Source organism: Levilactobacillus sp., from assembly GCF_022646225.1.
In the GTDB taxonomy this organism is placed as follows: domain Bacteria; phylum Bacillota; class Bacilli; order Lactobacillales; family Lactobacillaceae; genus Levilactobacillus; species Levilactobacillus suantsaiihabitans.
Genome location: NZ_JALCJA010000001.1, coordinates 562907 through 585102, shown reverse-complemented (window position 1 = coordinate 585102; position 22196 = coordinate 562907). Strand labels below are relative to the sequence as shown.

Here is a 22196-nt window from a genome sequence, read left to right as displayed (position 1 = left end):
TGTAGAAAGATTTATCCACATTTAAATATCTGTGAGAATAACTGATGGGTGTTGATAAATCCCGTGGATAATCTTTAGTTAGGTCGTTGACGACCGAAAGTATGGAAATAATAGTTTAAGGTGTGTTGCCTTACTAGGGAAGGACTGCGACAGGTTTAGCCGTCGCCAACGAGGAGGATATGAATCATGAGAACGCGAAATTTAGTTGGGACCAAAGAACATTACAAGGCATACAAGGCAGGCAAACGTTGGCTCTACGCATGTATTACGGTAGCGACGGTGGGCCTGGGACTCGTTGGGGGTACCGGCCTGTCCGCGCAAGCCGATGCGGCGGCGACTGGTGAAGAACCAACGGCGGTTGTTGCAGAACCGACGACTGCGTCAGTTAAGGATAATAGCAACGTTGAACCGGTCAATAAGGACGCAATTAACTCTGGTGATGCCAGTCAAGATAATGATGAGCTTAAAGATGACGACTCAGATAATGCTGGCGTGGTCAAAGACGACGCTGTTAATGAAGATACTCAGCCTAAGGAAGAGACGCTAGCACCGGGCAACACAGGCGAGAAGGAGCTAGCCCCGGTTGATCAACAGCAGAAGCAAGAAAACAACACACCTAGTGAAAACGAAAATGTAAGCGGAAACAAAGACAATCAACAATCCCAAGACGTGGTGAACAATCAAGACAATCAAAACAACGTCAAGACGGATTCAGCGGTGCAAACGCCGATTACACCGCCAGTCGACCCAGTCGCACCCGCGGTCAACACGAGTTCCCGCCGGCCGATGATGCGGGCAGCCATGGCGGTTTCCAGTGGTCCGAAGACCTTGGTAGCCGTGCCAGTTTACCGGGCCCCGGACTTTGACAATATTTTGGGGAAGGATGCCGCGGAATGGATGCCGGATGCCAATTTACGGGCGTTGGTTATTGGCTCGATTGATAAACAATATTATGGTGGCAACCACAAAGTCACGTCGGCGAACCTCTACCAGTATGCTGGTTTTGATGGCTGGATGACCTACGGTGTGAACACCATGCAAGAATACTTTGATTTGGGACCAATCAAGAGCCTAGAGGGACTGCAATACTTCACGAACCTCAGAACTTTCAAGCTTAGTGACGCGGAATTGCCGCTGGCGGGAATGATTGATTTCTCATTTGCGCCGAACTTACGGGAATTCACGCTCTTCAATGCGGATGGCGTTGTGACTGATTGGGGAGTTGCGCCAGACACCATCTTGCACACCTACTTTGCGACTAACGATCAGCTGCAGTACCTGACGTTGAGCGGGTTGAATTTAAATGGCAGCTTCCCTGATCTGACGGCTTACCCGGAATTGTACATGCTGAGTCTGGACAACAACCAATTGACCGGGAACCTGCCGGACATCTCCTACTTGAAGAATCTCTTCTCATTGAGTGTCAACGATAACCAATTGAGCGGGCAGCTGCCAGATATGGCCAACTGGTCGATCACCACGTTGCGGATCACCAAGAATAAGTTCTCTGGGAAGTTACCAAGCACGGCGACGTTAACGGCAATCGAGTACGGAACCAATCAAATTACCACGGCCATTGCGCCAGGGTCTTACCGGCCCGGGGCCTTCGTCGTGGGGAATGGGCAAACGTTGGACAACGGACACCACGTCCTGACCAACGCCAACAATCGCTTTGATCCGACCGAGGGGCTCTTCGATTTCATGGACTTTACCACGGGCGAGCCGGTTACGGATATCAAATTAGCACCGGGACAATTTAACACGGGCGCGACCGTTGTCTACTCAACCGACAGTACGGCGGGCATCACGAACCACAACGCGTGGGCCCAAACGCAAACGGATGCGTCGAATTGGTTCACCATCGTGGCCAACCCGGCGAACCCCTATGGCTTCCTGCTGGTGGCCAAGCCAGAGGCTAAGGATGGCAACTATGTCATTCGCGTCAAGATGGCTGATGGGACTTCTCGTGACCTGGATGCGTGGGTCAATTTCTCCGTTGTGAACAAGATGACGACCGGAACCGTGACTCCAGAAACACCGGAACCAGGCGTCACGACCGGGACGGTGACCATCGTGAGTGTCGATCAAGATGGCAAGGTCGTCGCACAACAGGTCAAGACCGGGAATGTCGGTGACACCTACAGCTTTGATGCCCCAGAAATCACGGGTTACCAGGCTACCGGCGTCACCCATGCGCAAGGCACTTACACGGCGGCCGTGCAGACCGTCACCTTCACTTACAACCAGCTGAAAAATGCCGGCGATGCGGATAAAATCGACGATACGACGCCAACCACCAAGGACACGACCAAGCAAGGCGACGTGACGACCGGCGGGGCAGCTGATACGATTGCGACTGATCAAACCCAACCGGCCGGGCGGACTAACCGGGTCACCGGTCCAGCCCAAGGCCAAGTTACAGGCGTCAAGAACCTAAAGGCGACGAGCCAACCAGCGGCGACTAAATTAGCCACGGGTCACTCAGCCGCAACGACGGCCGCCAAGACCAGCTTGCCACAGACCAACGAAGCAAGCACCGGCAATTACATCTTAGCCGGAGTTGCCACGTTGCTGGGGGCATTGGGACTGGCCAGTCTGAGATTGCGGAAACATTAGGCAGGCGCGTGAGAAAAGACGATTGGCTAACGCGCAAATAGAGGTGATAACCAAGAGCCTGGGAGGTGCTTTCCCCGGCTCTTTCGTCTATGCCTAGCTGAAACCTGCGCCAACAGGTAGCCGGTTGGCCCACGCTTCTTTCATGGCCACAAAGATTGACGCCACGGGTATGTTAGCTTGCCGATTAAACACGCCTGAATGAAGCGGGATTCCCGCTACTGGTCGGGAAGTGTGGTATTTTACAGTTGTTCCTAATCCTGATGGGGACGGTAATATAAGGCCACCGGCGACAGAGATGTCGTTCGGTGGTTTTGTTTTGGTCATGCGGGGGATGATACATGACGTGCTTGCGCAGAGAATTTAACTTTTTCTAAAACGTATGTTCCCCTAGACGGCATCTAGATTATGCTATACTTGATTTAAGATGTCGGGTGTAAAAAGTTGCCCTGTGTCAGGAACTTCGCTAAGATAGCGATGCGTGCCTGAGAAGTGGGTTTAAGAGAGAAGGGAAATTCAGATGTACTCAATTAATGATATTGCTGCTTGGTTCATCAACCAGGAGCCGATGAGTGATAAGAAGTTACAAAAACTTTGTTATTATGCCGTTGCTTGGGGCTGGGCACTGTTAAAGCAACCTATTGTCAATGATACTGCGTTTGAAGCGTGGGTCCACGGCCCCGTCTCACCCGAACTTTATCGCGAGTACCGGTCGTTTGGCTGGACGCCCATTGATACGCCAGTTGTTCCAGGAAAGGAAATCACCAATGAACATCAGGTCGCTGATTTGTTAGGGTCGGTTTGGGAAACGTATGGCGATAAGAGTGGTGATGAGCTTGAGGCGTTAACCCATCATGAGGATCCTTGGCGAGAAGCACGCCGCGGTCTCCGGACAACTGAGTCTAGCCATAACAAAATCTCTGCAGAAACGATGGCGAAATTTTATTTGAGCATTTATGCGGGGGACTGAATCTTGGCGAAATTGACCCATCATACTTCGAGTAAGAAAAATCGAATCCGCCAGTTAACGGAACAGACAACCAGTCCTTTGGGGAAAGTTCCGAGACTATTAGCGCCGGATGATCGAACTAGTCTGCGTTTTAAACTCGCGTTACCAGAACTCCTTCAGGCACCGTACACCTTTGAAAAAATGAAGGTCGGTGACATTAGAGAATTTAGTATCTTTTTGAAGAAAACGGTTGGCAAGAACCTGACAATTTCTCAAGTCGAGGCCTTGTATTTGCGTAAGGACGGTCCGCATGGCGCTAAAAACAAAGAAAAGATTCACGATGAAGATCGATTGACCGTACATTTTGATAATGGTAAAAGAGATTTCAGAATTCACGGGTACTATGATGAATTAGGGTACTTTTGCGTTTGTCGAATCGATCCGCATCACAGATATAATTTTTAGAAAAAGCAGCGCTTGGAAACTTGTGAATAGCTCAATAGCAGCGTTATCGACTGAGGTGGGGAGACACTGGCTTAGGTCGATGAAAAATAGCATAACAAAAAAGCACCTCGCAATTGCGAAGTGCTTTTCCAAGTTATTCATGATGCCCCGAGCAGGATTCGAACCTGTACTTGATCTCTCAAACAGCGACCTGAACGCTGCGCGTCTGCCAGTTCCGCCATCGGGGCAACTCAACAACAAGTAATATATTACACTAAAGTCTTGGAAAAGGGAACCCCTTTATTCAACTTTTTTTGAATTTGGGAATTTAACCGCGGTACCATAGCCATGAACGACTAAAAATTTCGGTGCCACGTTCATCCGAACGACCTCGGTATTGAAACGAACCTCGATCAAACCATCGGCATCGGTCTCTTGAGCCTGCTTCATCAAATCCTGTTTGACCTCATCAAATAATCCGTCGAACAGTGAAAATTCATCCGGCTTTTCTGACCGCAACATGGTGCTCGCCGTTGCGGTTAAGATGCCTTGGATGGCGTGGGTGCGATTCAACCCACCAGTTGTCATAAACATGTCTAATCCCCCTCAAATTTTTTGGACCAATAGTGTTGCCCTAAAGTGGCCAGGGCTGCGCCAATTACGATGCCGGTACAGTTGGTGATGACGTCATTGATGTCGACCCAGCGTCCTAAGCTCACGAGCCAGTTGCCTAGGGCTTGCCCGGCTTCCAGACTCAACCCCGTGGCAAGTCCCGCCAGCAGCCAATGGGGCCACCGCAGACGGGGCCAATTTAACCGCAGTAACCACCCCTGGGGCACGGTCATCAAGATGTTGCACCAAAATGACGCGTCAACACTGCCGCGGCCTAGGGGTTGCAGGACCCAGATGCCCCCGGCAATCCAGTGGGTGGTGATGACACTGACGCTATCACTGCCAAAAGAAAAGGCGATTGGCGTCCAAGTCAAGAGGCTAAGGCCCCAACAGCCCAGCCACCACAGCAGTCGCCAATACTGCCGTGCACGCGCGGCACGCAGACTCAGTCCCAGCCAAATCAGACTGACCAGTACGGCGGGAATCCAACGAATCATGGCCGCACCTCCTCAATAAGTCCAGTATACCGGGTCCGTCGGTGGCGGACAATGGTCCGGACCATATTTTTTTACGCAACTGGCGATTTTAAATTCGCCTGGCTTGAGTTCTCCAGAGTTTAGCGGGAAAATTGACTCAGCACTCATTTGAGAAAGGGGAAACGGTATGGAACCAACTAATTTACCAACCAAGATCAAGGTGCGTGGCGCTAAGGTCAATAATCTCAAGGACCTCGACGTGGACATTCCGCTAAATAAGTTCGTCGCCATCACGGGCCGCAGTGGTTCGGGCAAGTCATCGCTAGCAATGGGCGTGCTGTATGCGGAGGGGGCACGGCGCTATCTGAACGCGTTATCGACCTTCACGCGGCGGCGCATCAACCAGATGGGCAAGGCGGCTGTCGATTCCGTCGAGTATTTGCCATCGGCTCTGGCCTTACGTCAACGGCCACAGGTGCCCGGTGTCCGCTCCACGGTCGGGACCATGTCAGAGAGCTTTAACATCTTGCGGCTGGTCTTTTCACGGTTGGGCTCGTCGGTCTGTCCCAACGGCCATCGGGTGCCGCCAACCCTGGACGTCGCGGAAAATGACGGCTACGTGACCTGTCCGACCTGTGGGGTGACCTTCATGGCGCCCAGCGCGGAAGACTTTGCCTTTAATTCAGCCGGAGCGTGCCCGACCTGTGGCGGCTTGGGGCAGGTCCGTCAGTTGGATGCGTCTTTGATCATTAAGAATGAAGACCAGACGTTAGAAGAAGGCGCGGTGGCGTCCTGGCATCTGCCAGGGCGGAATTTCATGCCCATCGTGGCCAACGCCATTGGCATCCCCATCGACGTGCCATACAAGGATCTGAGCGAAGCCGACAAGCAACGCGTGCTCCACGGTAAGAAACAGTACGTGGCCATCGATATTCCCAGCAGCAAGGGTAAAATCTTTCACATGGACAAGGCGGTCTACGAAAACGCCTTCGCCGCGGTCGAGGACAGCATGGCCACCAGTAAGAACGAACGGACGATTGCCAAGCTCAACAAGTTTTACACCTTTGATACCTGCCCGGATTGTCACGGCACGCGGTTGAATCCGAAATTACTGCGGCAACAGCTAAACGGGAAAAATATTGCCGAGGTCGCCGATTTACCCATCAATCAGTTGCGCGAATTTGCGACGACCATTGTCGACTGGCTTCCCGAACGGATGCACAAACTCGGTAGTGACTTGGTTGCTGAATTGCGGCTGAGCCTTCAGCCAATGGTCGACTTGGGGCTGGATTACCTGACGTTGAGCCGGCCGGGGGATACGCTGTCGACCGGGGAACTCCAACGAATCCAGTTGGGGCGGACCCTGCGCAGTGCCACGACGGGCGTGCTCTACGTCTTGGATGAGCCTTCAGTGGGACTGCATCCGGCCAACGTGACCGGGTTGATCAAGGCCTTTCGCGGACTGGTCGCCCAGGGCAATTCTGTGGTCGTGGTCGATCACGATACCCGTATCATTGGCGCGGCCGACTACGTGATCGAAATTGGCCCGGGTGCCGGGAAGAACGGCGGTACCGTGGTGGATGAAGGTACCGTCGACCAGGTGGCCCATAGTGCGCATTCGTTGATCGCACCATTTCTCAACGGGACGGCGACCTTGCGTGAACGGCCACAACTGGCGGCCGACGCGCTCTGGCAAAAGGGCCAGCTGGCCATCGAGGTGCAACACCGGTTTAACATTGCTGACGTCGCCGTGAAATTTCCCAAGAATCGGCTGACGACGGTCACGGGGATGAGCGGGGCCGGCAAGACGACGCTGGTCTTGGACAGCCTGATTCCGGCTATCGAGGCCGACGTGGATCACCGGACCTTGCCGCGGCACGTGACCCATTTGGACCGGGCCGGCATTCGCCACGTGGTGAAGGTCGATTCGGTACCGGTCGGCAAAAACGTGCGCTCCACAGTCGCCACCTATACGGATATTTTGAACCGGCTGCGTAAACTCTTTGCGGCCACCCCAGCGGCTAAAGCACACGGCTATACCAATAGTCGCTTCTCTTACAACGTTAAGGCGGGCGCATGCCCAATGTGTGGCGGGACCGGACAAATTTCACTAGATGTGCAGTACCTGCCGGACATCACGGAAGTCTGCCCGCAATGTCACGGTCAGCGCTACAATCAAGAAACGTTGGCCGTGAAGTGGCATGACTACAGCATTGCCGACGTTTTGGCCTTGTCCGTGGATGAGGCTTTGCCCGTCTTTGCCGAGGAAGCCGGTATTGAACAGACCTTGCAGACCCTGCATGACATGGGGCTGGGCTACCTCTTGTTAGGGGAGAGCACGCCGGCCTTGTCCGGTGGTGAGGCCCAACGGCTCAAGCTGGTCTCTCGGATCGGCAAACGCCAAAACGGTACGCTGTTTATTTTTGATGAACCCACGGTGGGCCTGCATCCGCTGGATATTCAACAGCTGGTCAAGGTCTTTGACCAGCTACTACAGCAGGGGGCCACAGTTATCGCGATTGAACACGATTTGGACCTGATTGCCAATGCCGATTACGTGATCGACATGGGTCCCGGCGGCGGAATCAACGGGGGCCAATTGGTTGCCACGGGGACGCCGGCAGCTGTGAGTGAAACACCCGGGAGCGTCACGGGCAAGTACCTCAAGGACCAGTTGGCCTTGTTCGGACAACGGGCTTAGTCAGCGTTGATGGTCAAATAGTCGTTATGCCAATCAATTTGGTGAAACCATGACGCCAGCCACAGGCCAATCAATGGTCGGGTCAAACAGACTAACTGTTAGCTAGACGAACTAAAAAGCGCATCGCCAATTACTCGGCGGTGCGCTTTATTTGGATTACATTTTCTTAGAAACGGTGTAGCGTTGTTTGGTCGAGGGTTCCGCCTTATCCGTTAGCTGTTGCTCCGCTAAAAAGATATCGAATGATGGTTCCCCGTGTTCGCTCTTAACGACCAGGACGTGGCCGGATTCATCGTGACGTTCCCGGTAAATCTGAGCTTGCTGCACAGCTTCATGATAATCATGAAAGTTACCAATTGAATCTCCTGGGTTGAAAAGGACTACTTCATCCATCTAATCATTCCTTTCGCTGCTAGCTGCTAATTTCATTATAGCGCATTTGCCTTGAAAACGATACCAAATTACAACCCGGCATCCATGGTGAAGGTCAATGCGGATTGCTCGGCGTTGGCTGCAACTAATTTGCCAATCTGTTCTTGCATCAATGTGGCCATCGTGGCAGCCGTGGTTGCGTTGAACGCGCCTAATCCCGTGGCCGAGGTGGTCGCCTGTTGGTCGCCGACCTGTAGGCGGTGGTAGCCGGCGATTTGCGTTTGCTTGAGGAAGCTGTCTAGGAGCTTGCGGTTTTGGTGATAGTGGGCTTCGCTTAAGACGTCGAGCAGTTTGTTGGCCCAGTAAGGGTTCTTTTGGGTGTAGTCTTGGTTATCGGCACTGTAAGCGGCGCCAACCTGGTCGCCTTGCGCGTAGAAAGGCAAATACGGGCTAAACGCGGGATTGCCCAGGCATTGCCAAATGACACCGGCGAGGACCGGCTGGACGTTGCGGCGAATTTGCAAGACGTGAGAGTTTTGCGTTCGCGACAGGCCGACCGCTCTGAATTGGTGTTTTTCCGTTGCTGTCCCGCTGCCGAGTGGGTCGTAGGGTGTTTCTTGATAGTGGGAGCCTAAGAATTCCTGAACGGCTGCCACGCTGATTTTTTGTTCGGCGTGCCGGATGAAGGGGAGGTCCTGGCTGGTCGGGTTCTCAAAGGCACTGGGCGTAAACAACTTGTGGCCGTACCACACGCGTGGCGTATTGTAGTGGGCGTCGTCACTGGTCTGAGTCCCAAAGATATGGCGAGAGTTGAACCGATTGCCGTCCGGGTTCAAGCGGTTGACCTGGACGAAGTGACGGATACCTTGTGAGGACATGAAGTTGTGCGGGTCGTCGAAATCAATGTCTTCGATGGCCAATTGGTTGGCGACTACGGCGTAAGCATCGTCCGGGATGCGTTGGGCGACCCAGTGATGACCACTCACGATTTCCATGTACCAAACCTCTTCGCTGTCACTGAACAGCACCCCGTTGGTTTCGGCCGCGCCGTTGGTCGTGACCAGTTTGCCGAGGCGTTGAACGCCGGCCTGAGCGGAGTCCACGTAGGGCAAGACCACGGTCACCATGGCGTCTTCGGCAATGCCGTCTGCGACTAAGGGGTCCACACCCAGCACTCGAGAATTGGTATAGGCACTTTCGGTAGCACTCATTGCCACGTTTTTCTCATTGATACCGCTCTCCTCGTAGAAACCTTCACTAGGATCGGTATCGGGCATTGCCGTGTAATGGTAGGCTTTTTTGGGAAGTGTCGTGGTAAAATGGTTGCCCTTGGAAATAAAATTGAGGTCCCGCGGTTCGTTAGCTGCGTGAATCTGCGCGCGTTTGGGCCAAATCGCCACAAAATTATCTTCGTTGCGGGCAATCAGCGTGCTGCCATCGATGGTGGCCAGTTTGCCGGCCAAAAATGACGTGCACGCCGCATGAGTTTGACGGGTCATGAAAAATTCCTCCTTAACGTTAGGTTGAAACTAGTTGTCATTACTATAGCACAATTGCGACACTAACCCATGATATGTATGAAGGTTTGCGGGCATGAGGCATTCGCCACCGCTAAATCAGCAAAGTTTGCTAGAATAGGGGTGAGTCTCATGGTTAAGTGGCAACGCGTATTTTTGTTGGGGGTGCGCCTACTTTGGCGAACGCTTCCAGCCGGTGGGGCAGCCTACCGCCGACCCCAATGGCCCTATTCCTGGTCATCGCTGGCAAGTTAATGCCTGCTTTAGATCAATTATTACTGGCTGAAAGTTGAAAATGAAATTAACTTGCAGATTGCTGTAGTGATGGTGTTCTGACACCTAAAATTGGTGAAACCGGGCATCTGCGTCAGCCAAGGTAAGGTTGACGTCTATCAGCAACGTTGCGTTAATGAGAGACTAGTCGTCAATTCAGCTGCTATCTGGGGTTAAGACGACTGTTACTGGCACGCACCATCGTAGCCGAGAGTTCGCCAAATATGGGTTCAGCCGTGGGAGTTGCCTTAGCGGCACGGTTCATGCCGCTTAGGCAACTGGCGTCTTTGAGACGTGTTTTTCGGCTCAAAGCGAGGCGTCGAGACCGCCTTTTGGCTCGACCCGTCCGCCCCAGCGTTCCAACCCATATTTGGCGAACGGTAGGCGGCCAGCACACACTAGCGTTGCCCAGGCGATTAGAGTGATTAAAAAAATCAAAAAGGAGATGCCGGTATGGCACATGCACATCAGCATGAATCAATCGAACAGGAACTAGAATGCGTTTCGCAAGTCCCAATCTTTCAGCGCCTGGCCGCCGATCAGTTGACGTCGGTCGCTCAGGTGACCCGGCCCGTGGTGGCCAAGAAGGGGGGCACCGTCTTCAGTACCGGTGAGGTCTCCCAGACGCTGTACATCGTCAACGTCGGCCAGGTGCGGCTCTATCACTTGGCCGAAGACGGCCGTGAACAGGTCTTGCGGGTTCTGAATCCGGGCGACTTCATTGGGGAGATTGCCCTGTTTACGGATGAAATTCATTCATCTTATGCGGAAGCTACTAAGGATAGTGAATTGTGTACGATCTCGCGGGCCTCGCTAACGGCTCTGATCAAGGACATGCCGCAGCTATCAATGGCCTTGTTAGGGGCACTGGCAGATCGCTTGAAGACGGCGGAACGGCAGGCCACCTTACTTGCCATTCCGGATGCCTTGCCGCGGTTAGCCGGCTATTTGCAAGAGATCAGTGGCCATCAGGCCGGGACCATCGACTTACCGATGAGTAAGCAAGACCTGGCCGCTTATTTGGGAATGACGCCAGAATCCTTGAGCCGTAAGCTACGCCAGCTGGTCAAGGACGGCGTGATCGAAACGATTGGTCGCCGACAAGTGAAGGTTTTGGATAGCTCGGCGTTGGCCGCGGTGGCCCCTGAATAGGTAACGGGTTAGCTATCCCTTAAGAATCCTTAATATTATGGTATTCACCAAACAAATTTGCTAAAATAATGGGTGTTGTGTTTCATTTATCTTAATGAACGACTAAAATTAGACTTTAAATGACTTAGAAAAAAGGGGATACGCACATGTGTGGATTCGTTGGCTACGTGAATCAAAAAGATGTTCCGACTAACACCATCAATAGTATGGCAGATCGGATTAAGCACCGGGGGCCGGATGACGAGGCCTACTTCCACGACGAACAAGCCGTGATGGGTTTCCGCCGGCTGTCAATCATTGACTTGGCTCACGGAAAGCAACCAATGTACAACCGGGATCAAACCAAGGTTTTGACCTTTAACGGTGAAATTTATAACTATCAAGAAATTCGGGCTGACTTACAAAAGTTAGGCTACGAATTTCAAACGGACGTGGACTCAGAAGTCTTAATCCACGGTTACGATGCTTGGGGTCCTAAGCTGTTGGACCGGCTGCGGGGGATGTACGCCTTTGTCATTTATGACAAGACGACTAACGAAGTCTTTGGTGCCCGGGATCACTTTGGCATCAAACCGCTTTACTACTATGATGACGGCGACACGTTCTTGTGGGCGTCTGAAATCAAGGCGTTCTTGGAACATCCTAATTTCAAGAAGGAATTCAACGAAGCGCTCTTGCCAATCCATTTGAGCTTTGAGTTCATTCCTTCACGTGACACCATGTTCAAGAACGTCTACAAGGTCTTGCCTGGCCAATACTTCATTCACCACGCCAATGGGGAAACGGAAACGCACCGTTACTTCAAGTTCAACTACGATCACATCGACAACACCCAAACGGTTGAAGCAGATGCCAAGAAGATTCGCGGCATTGTGGACGAATCCGTTAAGGCGCACATGATCGCCGACGTGGAAGTGGGGAGCTTCTTATCCAGTGGGATCGATTCTTCCTACGTCTTGAACGAAGCGTCCAAGTTAAAGCCAATTCAATCCTTCTCCTTAGGGTTCAAGAATTCCAAGTACAGTGAATTGAGCTGGTCCACGGAATTTGCCAAGGAAATCAAACAAAAGAACACACCACTGTACATGACCGGGGATGACTATTTTGACATCTTACCAACCATCATGTACTACATGGACGAACCGCTGTCGAACCCATCGGCTATGCAGCTGTACTACCTGTCCAAAGGGACGCGGAAATCCGTCAAGGTGGCGCTGTCTGGTGAAGGGGCCGACGAATTCTTCGGGGGCTACAACACTTACCTGGAAGCCATTCCGTTCGAACGCTACCAAAAGTGGGTTCCTAAGGGTATTCGTAAGATGCTGGGTGGCATCGCCGAAAAGCTGCCACGGTTCCACGGCCGGCGGTTCTTAGTTCGTGGGGCGCAACCGCTGAGCGAACGTTACTACCGGGTCAACTACGTCTTTGACTACCATGACCGCAACAAGATCTTGAAGAACCCTAGTCTGAACCAAGACGCTGGGGCTTACACTAAGCATCTATTCGACGACGTCAAGGGCTTAGACGAAATGACGCAAATGCAATACTTCGATATCAACACCTGGTTACCTTACGACATCTTGCACAAGGCCGACCGGATGAGCATGGCCAACTCCCTAGAAGTTCGGACGCCATTAGTGGATAAAGAAGTGGCCAAATTTGCGGCAACCATGCCCGTCAAGACGCGGATTCACGCCGATGAGACTAAGGTATCCTTGCGAACGGCCGCTGAAGCCGAATTGCCAGAACGTGTGGCCAAGAAGGAAAAGATGGGCTTCCCATCTCCAATCGCCACTTGGATCAAGACGGAGCCTTACAAGTCGCGGATCATCGAGGCCTTCAACTCTGACGTGGCCCACAAGTTCTTTAATACCGATGCGTTGATGGAAATTTTGCACGAACATATCAATGGCAAATCCAGCATGCAAAAGATCTTTACCATTTACACGTTTATTCTGTGGTACGAAGTTTACTTCCCAGAAGACACGACGGCCAAGACGGTCGATTTAGTTCACCGCACGCAAGTTTAATTTAACCGGACCGCCGTTTGGCAGGACCGACCCTGATCAAGGTTGCTATTGGACTCGTCCGTTAACAACCTTGATTGTGTTTACTTAGCAAAATTTATTTTTAGAAATCCAGTACGTTGTGAAGGGACTTTAATTCGTTATGGAAACCAATGGAGTAAAATTCACGCCCGTTTTATTGGGGAGTGACTTTAACGTTTACGGGATGGCGCGGTCATTTTATGAACTGTACCACCAACCCGTTCAGGCCTTTGCCAGCATTCAGCTCGCACCGACCCGCTACACGAAAGTTGTCAACTTGGAATTGATTCCGGGATTCGATGAGGACCCCGTGTGGATCGAAACCATGCGCAAGTTGAAGGAACGCTACGCTAATCATCCGGAACCCGTGATTCTGATCGGGTGTGGAGATGGCTATGCCGAGTTGATCAGTAAGCACAAGGCGGAATTGGAAGACGTGTTCATTTGCCCGTACATTGATTACGATCAGTTGTGCCACTTGAACAATAAGGAAAACTTCTACAAGGTCTGTGATCAATACGGCTTGCCATATCCGGCAACGCGCATCATCACCAAGGCTGAAGCCACGGCCGGCGACGTGGAACAGCCCTTTGACTATCCGGTGGCCCTGAAGCCCGCCAACAGTGTGGAGTGGTTGGATGTCCACTTTGAGGGCCGCAAGAAGGCCTTCCGGATTCAAAGTGAAGCCGAATTCAAGGATATCGTGGGGAAGATCTACGCCAACGGCTACACGTCTGACCTGATCTTACAGGATTTCGTCCCCGGCGATGACAGCAACATGCGGGTGCTAAACGCCTACGTGGACCGCAACCATCACGTGAAGATGATGTGTCTGGGTCACCCGCTGTTAGAAGATCCCGCACCATCGGCTATCGGCAATTACGTGGCCATTATTCCCGAATACAACGAGACCATTTACCACAACATTCAAAAGTTCTTGGAAGCCATCAAGTTCACCGGCTACGCCAACTTCGATATGAAATACGACGTGCGTGACCAGTCGTTCAAGCTGTTTGAAATCAACTTGCGCCAAGGCCGCAGCAGTTTCTTCGTGACGCTCAACGGCTACAACCTGGCCGATTGGGTCGTCAAGGACTACGTGAAGGATAGTCTCAAGGACGCGCCCACCGTTTACGGCAACCAAGATGAAAGCCAGCACGCCTTGTGGCTCGGAGTACCGGTCAAGGTCTTCAAGCGCTACACTCGCGAAAATGCCGACAAGGAACGCGCCTTAAAGCTGATTGCGGCGGGTAAGTACGGCACGACCTACCGTTACGATCAAGACATGAACCTGAAGCGTTGGGCCCTGATCCAATGGATGCAGCACAACTACACGGTTAACTTTAAGAAGTATTTCGCAGAAAATAAGGGGTAACTACCATGAAAAAATTCTTTACGATCATTGGTGGCATGGGCACCATGGCGACCGAAAGCTATATTCACTTGCTGAATAAGCGAACGCCAGCCCACGCCGATCAGGAGTATTTGAATTATATTTTGGTCAACCACGCGACGGTGCCGGACCGGACGGCTTACATTTTAGATCACAGCCAACCGAGCCCGTTGCCAAGTCTGCTCGAGGATATTCGCCAGCAGAATCAACTGGGCCCAGCCTTTTTCACCTTGCCATGCAACACGGCACATTACTTTTATGATGACCTGCAAGCGGCGGCCGACGTGCCGTTGCTGCACATGCCGCGCGAAACGGTCAAGGAAATCATCCGCAAGTTCCCCAATGCCAAGCGCATCGGTATCACCGGGACGCAGGGGACCATCACGGACAAGGTCTATGAACATGAGGTCTTGGCGGCGGGGTTGACGCCCGTGTTGCCGACCGATGAGATCGAAGCGGAGACCATGGCCTTGATCTACGACAACATCAAGGAAAAAGACCACGTGGATCCTGTGCTCTACCACCGCATCTTGCGGCAAATGATCGACGAACAGGGGGCCGACATCGTCATCCTCGGCTGCACCGAGTTGTCACTGGCCCAAGAACGCGAACCCGAAACACAGATTCCTTTAGTGGACGGCCAATCCGTATTGGTTGACCGGACCTTGGAACTGGCTTTAAAGATGCGTGAAGCCTAAAAAAATCGCACCAACCTGACTTCCCTAAGATGGGAGGTGGGTTGGCGCGGTTTTTTTAGATTTAAATTAGTGAAAGGCCAAGGTCAGACCCAGCCCCACCGTCAGTAGCGCCACCAGTCCCAAAATCCAGTAGACCAGGTGCGGCGTGTCGCGTTCCATTTTACGACCGAAGCTGATTTCAATCAGGGCAATGGTGCCGATACCCAAAATGAATTTCAGGCTGATCAACACGGGAGCGTGGCCAAAGGTGCGAATGCTTAAGACCACGCCGCTGATAATCATGACCAGGTAGGCCAGCCGGGCGAGGATTAGGAACTGGGTGGCCCGCTTTTCCGAATGTCGCGTGAGACCACCGATGACGAGTAACGTTAAAATAATCCAGGTCCAAAAATGTAGGGCTAACCACATACCAACCGCTCCTTCGCGTACGAATATAGGTTAAGCGTACCATATTCACCTGATAAAGGGGTACTAATTTCTCCGCTGATAGACCAGTTCGGCTAGGGGGCCTAACTGGTGGGCCTGAATCAGGTCAAAGTGTTGCGGCTGAGTCAAGTCGCCAAAGAGGCGTTTACCTTGGCCCAAGAGAATCGGGGCCAGTTGCAGAAACAGCGTGTCGACCATTTCCGCCGCTAAAAGGGGTGTGAGAATCGTTTGACCACCGACAATCCAGGTATCGCCTGGTTGGGTGCGTAGGTCGCGTGCCAAAGTGACCACGTCTTCATCGGTAAAGGTCGTCAGCGGCAAATTTGGCCGATTCTGGTGCGTTAAGACGTAATTGTGCATCTGCGGGTTGGCCGGGTTAAACGGCGCGTCAGGGGCCTGCTGGGCGACATAATCGTAGGTCACTCGCCCCATGATGGCGGCGGTCATGCTCGCCAAAGTGGCGGTCCCAGCATCGGCGGGGATGCCGGTCAACTGGGTGAGCCAGTCCAGATTGTCGTCGCTAGTGGCCAGGTAGCCGTCGAGTGAGGTGGCGCCGTAAAAAATCAATTTTCCCATGACTGAGGTCCTCCTTAAGTAGACGAAAGGCCCGCAGCCAATCATCTGCGAGCCTTTCAATTTGTTAGGCGTTACCGTTCAAGCCAGCAGCTTGGATCCAGTAAGGCTTGTCGTTTAAAATGATGCGATACCAGTTCGAGCCGTCGCTGGCCTTGTAGCCGGCCTTGTTGACGGTGACCTTCGTGCCGGCTGGGAAGTCGGTCGTGTGGCCAGTGGTCTTGGACAGGTAATTGGAATTTAAGACGTGGTTGTACAGCGTGTAGTTGGTGGCCGTGTTCAACGTGTAATTGCCACTCGCGTCACTGTAGGTGACCTTCGGGAACTTCAACACCTTGCTGTAGACCCAGTACTTGGCCGTGGAATTCTTGCCGAAACGAATCCGGTACCAGGTACCACTCCAGCCGCCTTTTTTTACACCGCGCGAATCAACGTAGACCTTAGCGCCACGGTGGTCCGCACTTAGACGGCCCCAACCGATCTTGTAAGCGCCGCTGGTTCCCTTAACGTGATTGTAGACGGTCCACTTGGTGTAGTTGTTCGCCAATTTTGCCGTCTCATTGTTACCACCGTGGTTGTATTTAACCGTCTTCTTCGGCGTCGCGGGCGTGTGGTCCGTCGATGCATCAGTATCGGTATCGGTGTCCGTCGTCGTGCCCCCTAGGTCGGCGTATTGCGTCTTGACCAGGTTGACGAAGTCGGTCATGGTGTACGTGGTCCCAAAGTAGGCGCTGGCGTTAGACTTCCAGTAGCCGTCCGGATCGGTATGGTTGGTGCCGCCCAGATTCAGCGATACATCATGGTGAGACAGGATGGTCGAATTGCGCTTAGGCGTCAACCCGTATTGTTTCAAAATGTAAGCCGTGTAGTAGGCGGCATTGTTCAATTCAGAGGCAAAGGCCGCTTTGCTGTGGACTTCGACCTGTTCAAATTGAACGTAGCGCGCGTTGGCGATTGGACCGGCTCCCCAGCACAAGTACTTGGTGTTGGCGATGTTAATGATGTGGTTGGCATCCACGAAGGTGTGCACGAACGCATTCCCATAATGATTTTTCATATAGGTGATTTCGTTATAGATCGTAGAATTCGGGTTGGCCGTTTCGTGAACGACGACCCCTTCTGGCTTCCCGTTGCGGTAACTATTCTTGGGAAAACCAGACCAAATATTCTTCGTAATTGTTGGCGTGGCGTAATGCTGATTGGCAATATAATTATTGATTGCATTGGCGCTAGCCGTCACCGCGTTGCTGCCCCAAAAGAGACCCACGCATCCCGCGGTCAGAGCGATTCCCCGAACCGCCCAACGTTGCCATTTTTTCATAATGTCTGCTCCTCCTATAGAAATTAATTATGAACTAAACAGAACTGAATCAACGACTCGATTATAACTTATTTTCCGCAGAAATGCGTACGCGTGTTCTACTTGGCGAAATGTGGGGTCGTTCGGAAATTCATAGAAAAATCACATTTTAGTCGTTGAAAAGATGCTAATGGTCGTATTGTGTCGTAATTGTTGGCGAATAAACCGGGAAAGTTCGGTTCTACCATTTTGTTTCAATCATCTTACAATTCGATTGCAAAGTCGCCGAAAACTTTTCCGCCAGCGCGTGGGGGACTTTACTTGCGTCGACTAGGAAACTTGACTATAATGATATTTTGCATACGAAAGGAGCGACGAACAATGGCTGAGACTAAAGAGATTAAGATTGGCGATTACGTTGCGGCGAAGAAATTTGGTCCCCTGGAACACGATTTCACTGGGGAAGTCACCAAAGTGTATGATAATTCAGTTTTAGTAGAGATTCGGGACTACGATCCTGCCGACAAAACGGCCGTGGGCGACATGAATAACCGTGCCGTTGTGCGGAAGTCAGCTGCTAAGATTACCGGGAACAGTGCGGATAAAAACTAGTTTTTTCAAACTTTTTTGAATTTATTTGCAAAAAATGATGACAACTCACAAATGGTATGCTATACTCATTTGTGTTGTGCGGGTGTAGTTTAGTGGTAAAATTCAAGCTTCCCAAGCTTGCGTCGCGGGTCCGATTCCCGTCACCCGCTTTCGAATGGGGCGGCCTTCAGGGTCGTCTTTCTTATTATTCGAAAGTTTTAACCGTCAATGCAATAGTACGTCAATCAAGTCTTGTCAGCGAGTCCGGGTGGCTGTGAGCCGGATCAAGAATATTGGCAGAACGGGGCATTAGCGACATTTAAATGAACTTTTAAAGTGGACTAATAAGTCAATCAGAGTGGTACCGCGGGTAATCTCGTCTCTTACAAGTAATTTTGTAAGGGGCGTTTTTTTATTCCGTGAACCAAATTGGTGTAAACTAGGCTTATCAACGTCAGTCAAGAAATAGGAGGAATACAGGATGGATTACAAACAAACGGTGACCACGGCGTTAGCGACGGCCTTAGACGGCCAACTGACGGCAGATGAGATTGCAGCCAAGCTCGAACGGCCCAAGACGTCAGACAAAGGGGACATGGCCTTTCCAACGTTCACGTTAGCCAAGGTCCTGCACCGCGCGCCGCAACAAATTGCGCAAGATCTGGCCGACAAGCTGGATACGACCGGCTTTGAAAAGGTGGAAGTCGTGGGTCCTTACCTGAACTTCTTCTTTGACAAGGGCGCTTATAGTGAGGCAACGTTGAACACGGTGTTGACAGCGGGGGCCGATTATGGGACCAACGCCGACGGTAACGGCGGCAACGTGCCTATCGACATGTCCTCACCAAACATTGCCAAGCCAATGTCCATGGGCCACTTGCGTTCGACGGTCATTGGAAACTCCATTGCCGAGATTTTGACTAAGAACGGCTACCACCCCATCAAGGACAATCATTTGGGTGACTGGGGGACCCAATTTGGGAAGTTGATCACGGCCTACAAGCTGTGGGGAAACGAAGAAGACGTCAAGAAAGACCCCATCAACAAGCTGGTCGAATACTACGTACGTTTCCATAAAGAAGACGTAGACAAGCCGGAACTCGACGACATTGCGCGGGAATGGTTCAAGAAGCTTGAAGACGGCGACCCAGAAGCCCACCACCTGTGGGAATGGTTCCGTAAGGCGTCCTTGCAAGAATTCAATGACGTTTACGATGAATTAGGCGTGAAATTTGATACCTACAATGGGGAAGCCTTCTACAACGATAAGCTGGCCGAAGTCGTTCAGATTTTGAAGGACAAGCATTTGCTGGTGGAATCACAAGGCGCCCAAGTGGTCGATTTGAGCAAATATGACTTGAACCCAGCCCTGATTTTGAAGAGTGACGGGGCTTCGCTGTACATTACCAGAGATATTGCGACGGCCTTGTACCGTGACCGGACCTACCACCCAGCCCAAAACCTGTACGTGGTTGGTTCCGAACAGACGTATTACTTCAAGCAATTGAAGGCCGTTTTAAAGGAAATGGGTGTGCCATCTGCGGATGACTTACACCACGTGCCGTTTGGTCTGATCACCGTCGACGGCAAGAAGCTGTCCACGCGTTCTGGCCGGATCATCTTGTTAGCCAAGGTGCTGGAGGAATCCATCAAGTTGGCGGGCGAAGAAATCAACGAAAAGAACCCTGATCTGGCAAACAAGGAAGAAGTTGCCAAACAAGTTGGGGTGGGCGCCATCGTCTTTGGCGACCTCAAGAACGAACGGACCAACAACATCGACTTCGTCTTGGCTGATCAGCTGAAGTTCGAAGGCGAAACGGGTCCTTACGTGCAATACTCCCATGCCCGGGCCGAAAGCATCTTGCGTAAGGCTGGTAACGTTGACGTGCAAGCTGCCGGTAACCAAGTGGCTGATCCGGAAGCCTGGGATACCATCAAGGCCTTGGCTGACTTCCCAGCCATCGTTAAAATGGCCTGTGCCGAATTGGAACCATCCGTGGTTGCCAAGTACGCGATTCGCTTAGCCAAGACCTTCAACAAGTACTATGCGCACTCCAAGATTTTAACGGAAGACGCTGAGTTGCCAGCACGGTTGGCACTGGTCAAGGCGGTTTCGACGGTCTTGAAGGAAAGTCTGCGGTTGTTGGGCGTCCAAGCACCAGACGAAATGTAAAACTTAAGATTTCACTACGAGGACTCGCCATTTGGGCGGGTCTTTTTTAATGTTCGGATATTCGTTGATTTTGGGTATTTTGTCGTGACGAACATAAAAACAATTATATTTGCTGGAAGACACCGTTTTCAGTAGTGACAGTGAGGGCAGTTCGCTAGATAGACCGTAAATAGATTCGCCATAAACCGTATATTAATATATTTATATCAAATAAAGTTCTCGTTTTGATTGACACAAACTGCAATTATTGCTAAAATTGGCCTAAAATATGGGAAGAGGGATGGCGATGACGAAGATTGCGGTAGTCATGGGATCAATTTCGGACTGGCCGGTCATGCAGCTGGCAGTCCAGCAATTAGCTGATTTAGGGGCGGACTGTGAACGGCGGATTATTTCTGCCCACCGGATGCCGGCGACGCTGCAAAGTTACGGGGAACAGGCGCAGGCTCGCGGCATCCAGGTCATCATCGCGGGTGCCGGTGGGGCAGCCCATTTACCGGGGATGTTAGCGGCTAATACCGTGGTGCCGGTCATTGGAGTCCCGATGCAATCCCGGGCCTTAAACGGGATGGATTCGCTGCTATCCATCGTGCAGATGCCGGCCGGCGTACCGGTGGCCACGATGGCAATCGGACAGTCAGGGGCTAAAAATGCGGCGTTACTGGCTGCCCAGATCGTGGGATTACAAGATAGCAAGCTACAACAAGCGTTACAGGATTTCCGACTGGCACAGCGACGGGAGGCCCAACGTAGTGAACAAGAACTCTGAAAATGTGATTTTACCCCCAGCCACCATCGGTATCGTGGGTGGCGGTCAATTGGGCCGGATGTTGGCGCTCAGTGCTAAGCAGATGGGGTATCGTGTGGGTATTTTAGACCCGACCCCCGATGCCCCAGCCGGTCAGGTGGCTGATTTTCAGGTCATCGCTGACTACCAAGATCAGGCGGCCCTGCAAGCCCTGGCCCGGGAAAGCGACGTCTTGACGTACGAGTTTGAAAATGTTGATGTGCAGGCATTGGCGGCGGTCCAGTCCCAGACCAGTTTACCTCAGGGCGTCCAGTTGTTAGAGATCACCGGCAATCGCTTGCGTGAAAAACGCTTTTTGGCCGAGCTAGGAATCGCGGTGACACCGTTTGCGGCGGTGCCCAACCAGGCGGCCTTACCCGCGGCTTTGGCCCAGGTGGGCACACCGGCGATCTTAAAAACGGTGGCTGGTGGGTACGATGGTCACGGTCAATTGGATTTGGATGGTACTATCTGGCCGTTGGAGACACCCACGTTGACAGCGCGGTCCTGTATCCTTGAGGCGCGCCAAGATTTTACCTGTGAGGTGGCGATGATGGTCGCCAGAAGCGCTGCCGGGGACGTGGTGACCTTTCCGTTGGTGGAAAATCAACACCGCCACCACATTTTACACACGACGTTGGCCCCGGCGCGGGTACCGGCAACCGTGCACGCCCAGGCGCAACGGATTGCCAAGAAGATTGCGACGGCACTGACCTTGCGCGGGGTGTTGGGGATTGAATTTTTCGTTCTCCCAGATGGCCAATTGGTGGTCAATGAACTGGCACCGCGACCGCATAATTCGGGCCATTACAGCATTGAGGCCTGCAATATTTCTCAGTTTGAGGCGCACATTCGCAGCATTTGTGGCCTGCCGTTGCCCGAGATCCACCAGACCCGTCCAGCGGTCATGCGTAATCTGCTGGGGACGGACCTGACGCTGGCCCGGCACGCCCTGATGACGCATCCCAATTGGCATTTCCACGATTACGGCAAGGCGGAGATCTTGCCCCAACGGAAAATGGGGCACGTGACCTGTCTGACCGATGATTTTTCCGCAACGCTACTTGAATTGACGAACTTGAAAGGGGACCACTGAAC

19 protein-coding genes and 2 tRNA genes are annotated in these 22196 nt (G+C 52.2%); 13 read left to right on the top strand and 8 right to left on the bottom strand.

The genetic code is table 11. From position 1 onward, the window contains the following. The first annotated feature begins 186 nt into the window (after positions 1 to 186). The 3 genes from LKH74_RS02680 to LKH74_RS02670 all read left to right on the top strand — a co-directional run bounded on the left by LKH74_RS02680 (position 187) and on the right by LKH74_RS02670 (position 4027). A complete protein-coding gene (locus tag LKH74_RS02680) occupies positions 187 to 2616 on the top strand; it encodes a MucBP domain-containing protein (RefSeq protein ID WP_287707722.1) in 2430 nt (809 codons plus the stop codon). Between the two features lie 517 nt (positions 2617 to 3133). Beyond that, entirely contained in the window at positions 3134 to 3583 is a 450-nt protein-coding gene (locus LKH74_RS02675; RefSeq protein ID WP_225428747.1) for a Panacea domain-containing protein, read from the top strand. A gap of 3 nt (positions 3584 to 3586) precedes the next feature. Beyond that, the gene (locus LKH74_RS02670) at positions 3587 to 4027 is read left to right on the top strand and encodes an MAG6450 family protein (protein ID WP_287707723.1); all 441 of its coding nucleotides are present in this window, start codon (positions 3587 to 3589) and stop codon (positions 4025 to 4027) included. Between the two features lie 143 nt (positions 4028 to 4170). Here LKH74_RS02670 and LKH74_RS02665 read toward each other — a convergent pair. The 3 genes from LKH74_RS02665 to LKH74_RS02655 all read right to left on the bottom strand — a co-directional run bounded on the left by LKH74_RS02665 (position 4171) and on the right by LKH74_RS02655 (position 5115). Further along, positions 4171 to 4254, bottom strand: a tRNA-Leu gene (locus LKH74_RS02665). 52 nt (positions 4255 to 4306) lie between these two features. After that, positions 4307 to 4600: a heavy metal-binding domain-containing protein gene (locus tag LKH74_RS02660; protein WP_135368535.1), complete on the bottom strand. Its 294-nt coding sequence runs from the start codon at positions 4598 to 4600 to the stop codon at positions 4307 to 4309. 2 nt (positions 4601 to 4602) lie between these two features. Beyond that, positions 4603 to 5115, bottom strand: a complete 513-nt coding sequence (locus LKH74_RS02655) for a VanZ family protein (protein WP_287707724.1) — start codon at positions 5113 to 5115, stop codon at positions 4603 to 4605. A gap of 166 nt (positions 5116 to 5281) precedes the next feature. On the opposite strand from LKH74_RS02655, the gene LKH74_RS02650 reads away from it, so the two are divergent. Continuing rightward, a complete protein-coding gene (locus LKH74_RS02650; protein ID WP_287707725.1) occupies positions 5282 to 7795 on the top strand; it encodes an excinuclease ABC subunit UvrA in 2514 nt (837 codons plus the stop codon). Positions 7796 to 7951: 156 nt separating this feature from the next. On the opposite strand, the gene LKH74_RS02645 is transcribed toward LKH74_RS02650, so the two are convergent. Next, positions 7952 to 8188: a hypothetical protein gene (locus LKH74_RS02645; RefSeq protein WP_287707726.1), complete on the bottom strand. Its 237-nt coding sequence runs from the start codon at positions 8186 to 8188 to the stop codon at positions 7952 to 7954. A 68-nt stretch (positions 8189 to 8256) separates the two neighbouring features. Beyond that, positions 8257 to 9666: a C69 family dipeptidase gene (locus LKH74_RS02640; protein ID WP_287707727.1), complete on the bottom strand. Its 1410-nt coding sequence runs from the start codon at positions 9664 to 9666 to the stop codon at positions 8257 to 8259. 744 nt (positions 9667 to 10410) lie between these two features. Here LKH74_RS02640 and LKH74_RS02635 point away from each other — a divergent pair. The 4 genes from LKH74_RS02635 (at position 10411) to LKH74_RS02620 (ending at position 15248) form a co-directional block, all read left to right on the top strand. After that, positions 10411 to 11109, top strand: a complete 699-nt coding sequence (locus tag LKH74_RS02635) for a Crp/Fnr family transcriptional regulator (protein WP_287707729.1) — start codon at positions 10411 to 10413, stop codon at positions 11107 to 11109. A 146-nt stretch (positions 11110 to 11255) separates the two neighbouring features. Then, the gene (asnB, locus tag LKH74_RS02630) at positions 11256 to 13139 is read left to right on the top strand and encodes an asparagine synthase (glutamine-hydrolyzing) (RefSeq protein ID WP_135368529.1); all 1884 of its coding nucleotides are present in this window, start codon (positions 11256 to 11258) and stop codon (positions 13137 to 13139) included. Positions 13140 to 13278: 139 nt separating this feature from the next. Beyond that, positions 13279 to 14532: a carboxylate--amine ligase gene (locus LKH74_RS02625; protein ID WP_287707730.1), complete on the top strand. Its 1254-nt coding sequence runs from the start codon at positions 13279 to 13281 to the stop codon at positions 14530 to 14532. A gap of 5 nt (positions 14533 to 14537) precedes the next feature. Next, on the top strand, positions 14538 to 15248 hold the full coding sequence (locus LKH74_RS02620; protein ID WP_135368527.1) for an aspartate/glutamate racemase family protein: 711 nt from the start codon (positions 14538 to 14540) through the stop codon (positions 15246 to 15248). 66 nt (positions 15249 to 15314) lie between these two features. Here the strand turns inward: LKH74_RS02620 and LKH74_RS02615 are convergent, their stop codons facing one another. From LKH74_RS02615 to LKH74_RS02605, 3 genes are all read right to left on the bottom strand, one after another. Next, positions 15315 to 15656: a DUF1516 family protein gene (locus LKH74_RS02615; protein ID WP_135368525.1), complete on the bottom strand. Its 342-nt coding sequence runs from the start codon at positions 15654 to 15656 to the stop codon at positions 15315 to 15317. Between the two features lie 63 nt (positions 15657 to 15719). Continuing rightward, on the bottom strand, positions 15720 to 16250 hold the full coding sequence (locus tag LKH74_RS02610; RefSeq protein WP_287707731.1) for a dihydrofolate reductase family protein: 531 nt from the start codon (positions 16248 to 16250) through the stop codon (positions 15720 to 15722). 64 nt (positions 16251 to 16314) lie between these two features. Beyond that, on the bottom strand, positions 16315 to 17568 hold the full coding sequence (locus tag LKH74_RS02605; protein ID WP_287707732.1) for a peptidoglycan recognition protein family protein: 1254 nt from the start codon (positions 17566 to 17568) through the stop codon (positions 16315 to 16317). A gap of 360 nt (positions 17569 to 17928) precedes the next feature. Between LKH74_RS02605 and LKH74_RS02600 the strand changes: the two genes are divergently transcribed. The 5 genes from LKH74_RS02600 to purK all read left to right on the top strand — a co-directional run bounded on the left by LKH74_RS02600 (position 17929) and on the right by purK (position 22194). Beyond that, positions 17929 to 18159 carry a DUF2187 domain-containing protein gene (locus LKH74_RS02600; RefSeq protein ID WP_125577469.1) on the top strand — a complete coding sequence of 77 codons (231 nt, stop codon included), beginning with the start codon at positions 17929 to 17931 and terminating at the stop codon, positions 18157 to 18159. A gap of 78 nt (positions 18160 to 18237) precedes the next feature. Continuing rightward, positions 18238 to 18308, top strand: a tRNA-Gly gene (locus LKH74_RS02595). Positions 18309 to 18619: 311 nt separating this feature from the next. Continuing rightward, entirely contained in the window at positions 18620 to 20311 is a 1692-nt protein-coding gene (gene argS, locus LKH74_RS02590) for an arginine--tRNA ligase (RefSeq protein WP_135368522.1), read from the top strand. 286 nt (positions 20312 to 20597) lie between these two features. Further along, positions 20598 to 21080, top strand: a complete 483-nt coding sequence (gene purE / locus LKH74_RS02585; protein WP_287707734.1) for a 5-(carboxyamino)imidazole ribonucleotide mutase — start codon at positions 20598 to 20600, stop codon at positions 21078 to 21080. After that, on the top strand, positions 21064 to 22194 hold the full coding sequence (purK, locus tag LKH74_RS02580) for a 5-(carboxyamino)imidazole ribonucleotide synthase (protein WP_287707735.1): 1131 nt from the start codon (positions 21064 to 21066) through the stop codon (positions 22192 to 22194). Before purE ends, purK begins: the two co-directional genes overlap by 17 nt. Positions 22195 to 22196: the final 2 nt, after the last annotated feature.

Bases quoted from the DNA above. Each gene is read 5' to 3' on its own strand.
- LKH74_RS02680 (WP_287707722.1), top strand. From the start codon at position 187: ATGAGAACGCGAAATTTAGTTGGGACCAAAGAACATTACAAGGCATAC.
- LKH74_RS02675 (WP_225428747.1), top strand. From the start codon at position 3,134: ATGTACTCAATTAATGATATTGCTGCTTGGTTCATCAACCAGGAGCCG.
- LKH74_RS02660 (WP_135368535.1), bottom strand. From the start codon at position 4,600: ATGTTTATGACAACTGGTGGGTTGAATCGCACCCACGCCATCCAAGGC.
- LKH74_RS02655 (WP_287707724.1), bottom strand. From the start codon at position 5,115: ATGATTCGTTGGATTCCCGCCGTACTGGTCAGTCTGATTTGGCTGGGA.
- LKH74_RS02650 (WP_287707725.1), top strand. From the start codon at position 5,282: ATGGAACCAACTAATTTACCAACCAAGATCAAGGTGCGTGGCGCTAAG.
- LKH74_RS02645 (WP_287707726.1), bottom strand. From the start codon at position 8,188: ATGGATGAAGTAGTCCTTTTCAACCCAGGAGATTCAATTGGTAACTTT.
- LKH74_RS02640 (WP_287707727.1), bottom strand. From the start codon at position 9,666: ATGACCCGTCAAACTCATGCGGCGTGCACGTCATTTTTGGCCGGCAAA.
- LKH74_RS02635 (WP_287707729.1), top strand. From the start codon at position 10,411: ATGGCACATGCACATCAGCATGAATCAATCGAACAGGAACTAGAATGC.
- asnB (WP_135368529.1), top strand. From the start codon at position 11,256: ATGTGTGGATTCGTTGGCTACGTGAATCAAAAAGATGTTCCGACTAAC.
- LKH74_RS02625 (WP_287707730.1), top strand. From the start codon at position 13,279: ATGGAAACCAATGGAGTAAAATTCACGCCCGTTTTATTGGGGAGTGAC.
- LKH74_RS02620 (WP_135368527.1), top strand. From the start codon at position 14,538: ATGAAAAAATTCTTTACGATCATTGGTGGCATGGGCACCATGGCGACC.
- LKH74_RS02615 (WP_135368525.1), bottom strand. From the start codon at position 15,656: ATGTGGTTAGCCCTACATTTTTGGACCTGGATTATTTTAACGTTACTC.
- LKH74_RS02610 (WP_287707731.1), bottom strand. From the start codon at position 16,250: ATGGGAAAATTGATTTTTTACGGCGCCACCTCACTCGACGGCTACCTG.
- LKH74_RS02605 (WP_287707732.1), bottom strand. From the start codon at position 17,568: ATGAAAAAATGGCAACGTTGGGCGGTTCGGGGAATCGCTCTGACCGCG.
- LKH74_RS02600 (WP_125577469.1), top strand. From the start codon at position 17,929: ATGGCTGAGACTAAAGAGATTAAGATTGGCGATTACGTTGCGGCGAAG.
- argS (WP_135368522.1), top strand. From the start codon at position 18,620: ATGGATTACAAACAAACGGTGACCACGGCGTTAGCGACGGCCTTAGAC.
- purE (WP_287707734.1), top strand. From the start codon at position 20,598: ATGACGAAGATTGCGGTAGTCATGGGATCAATTTCGGACTGGCCGGTC.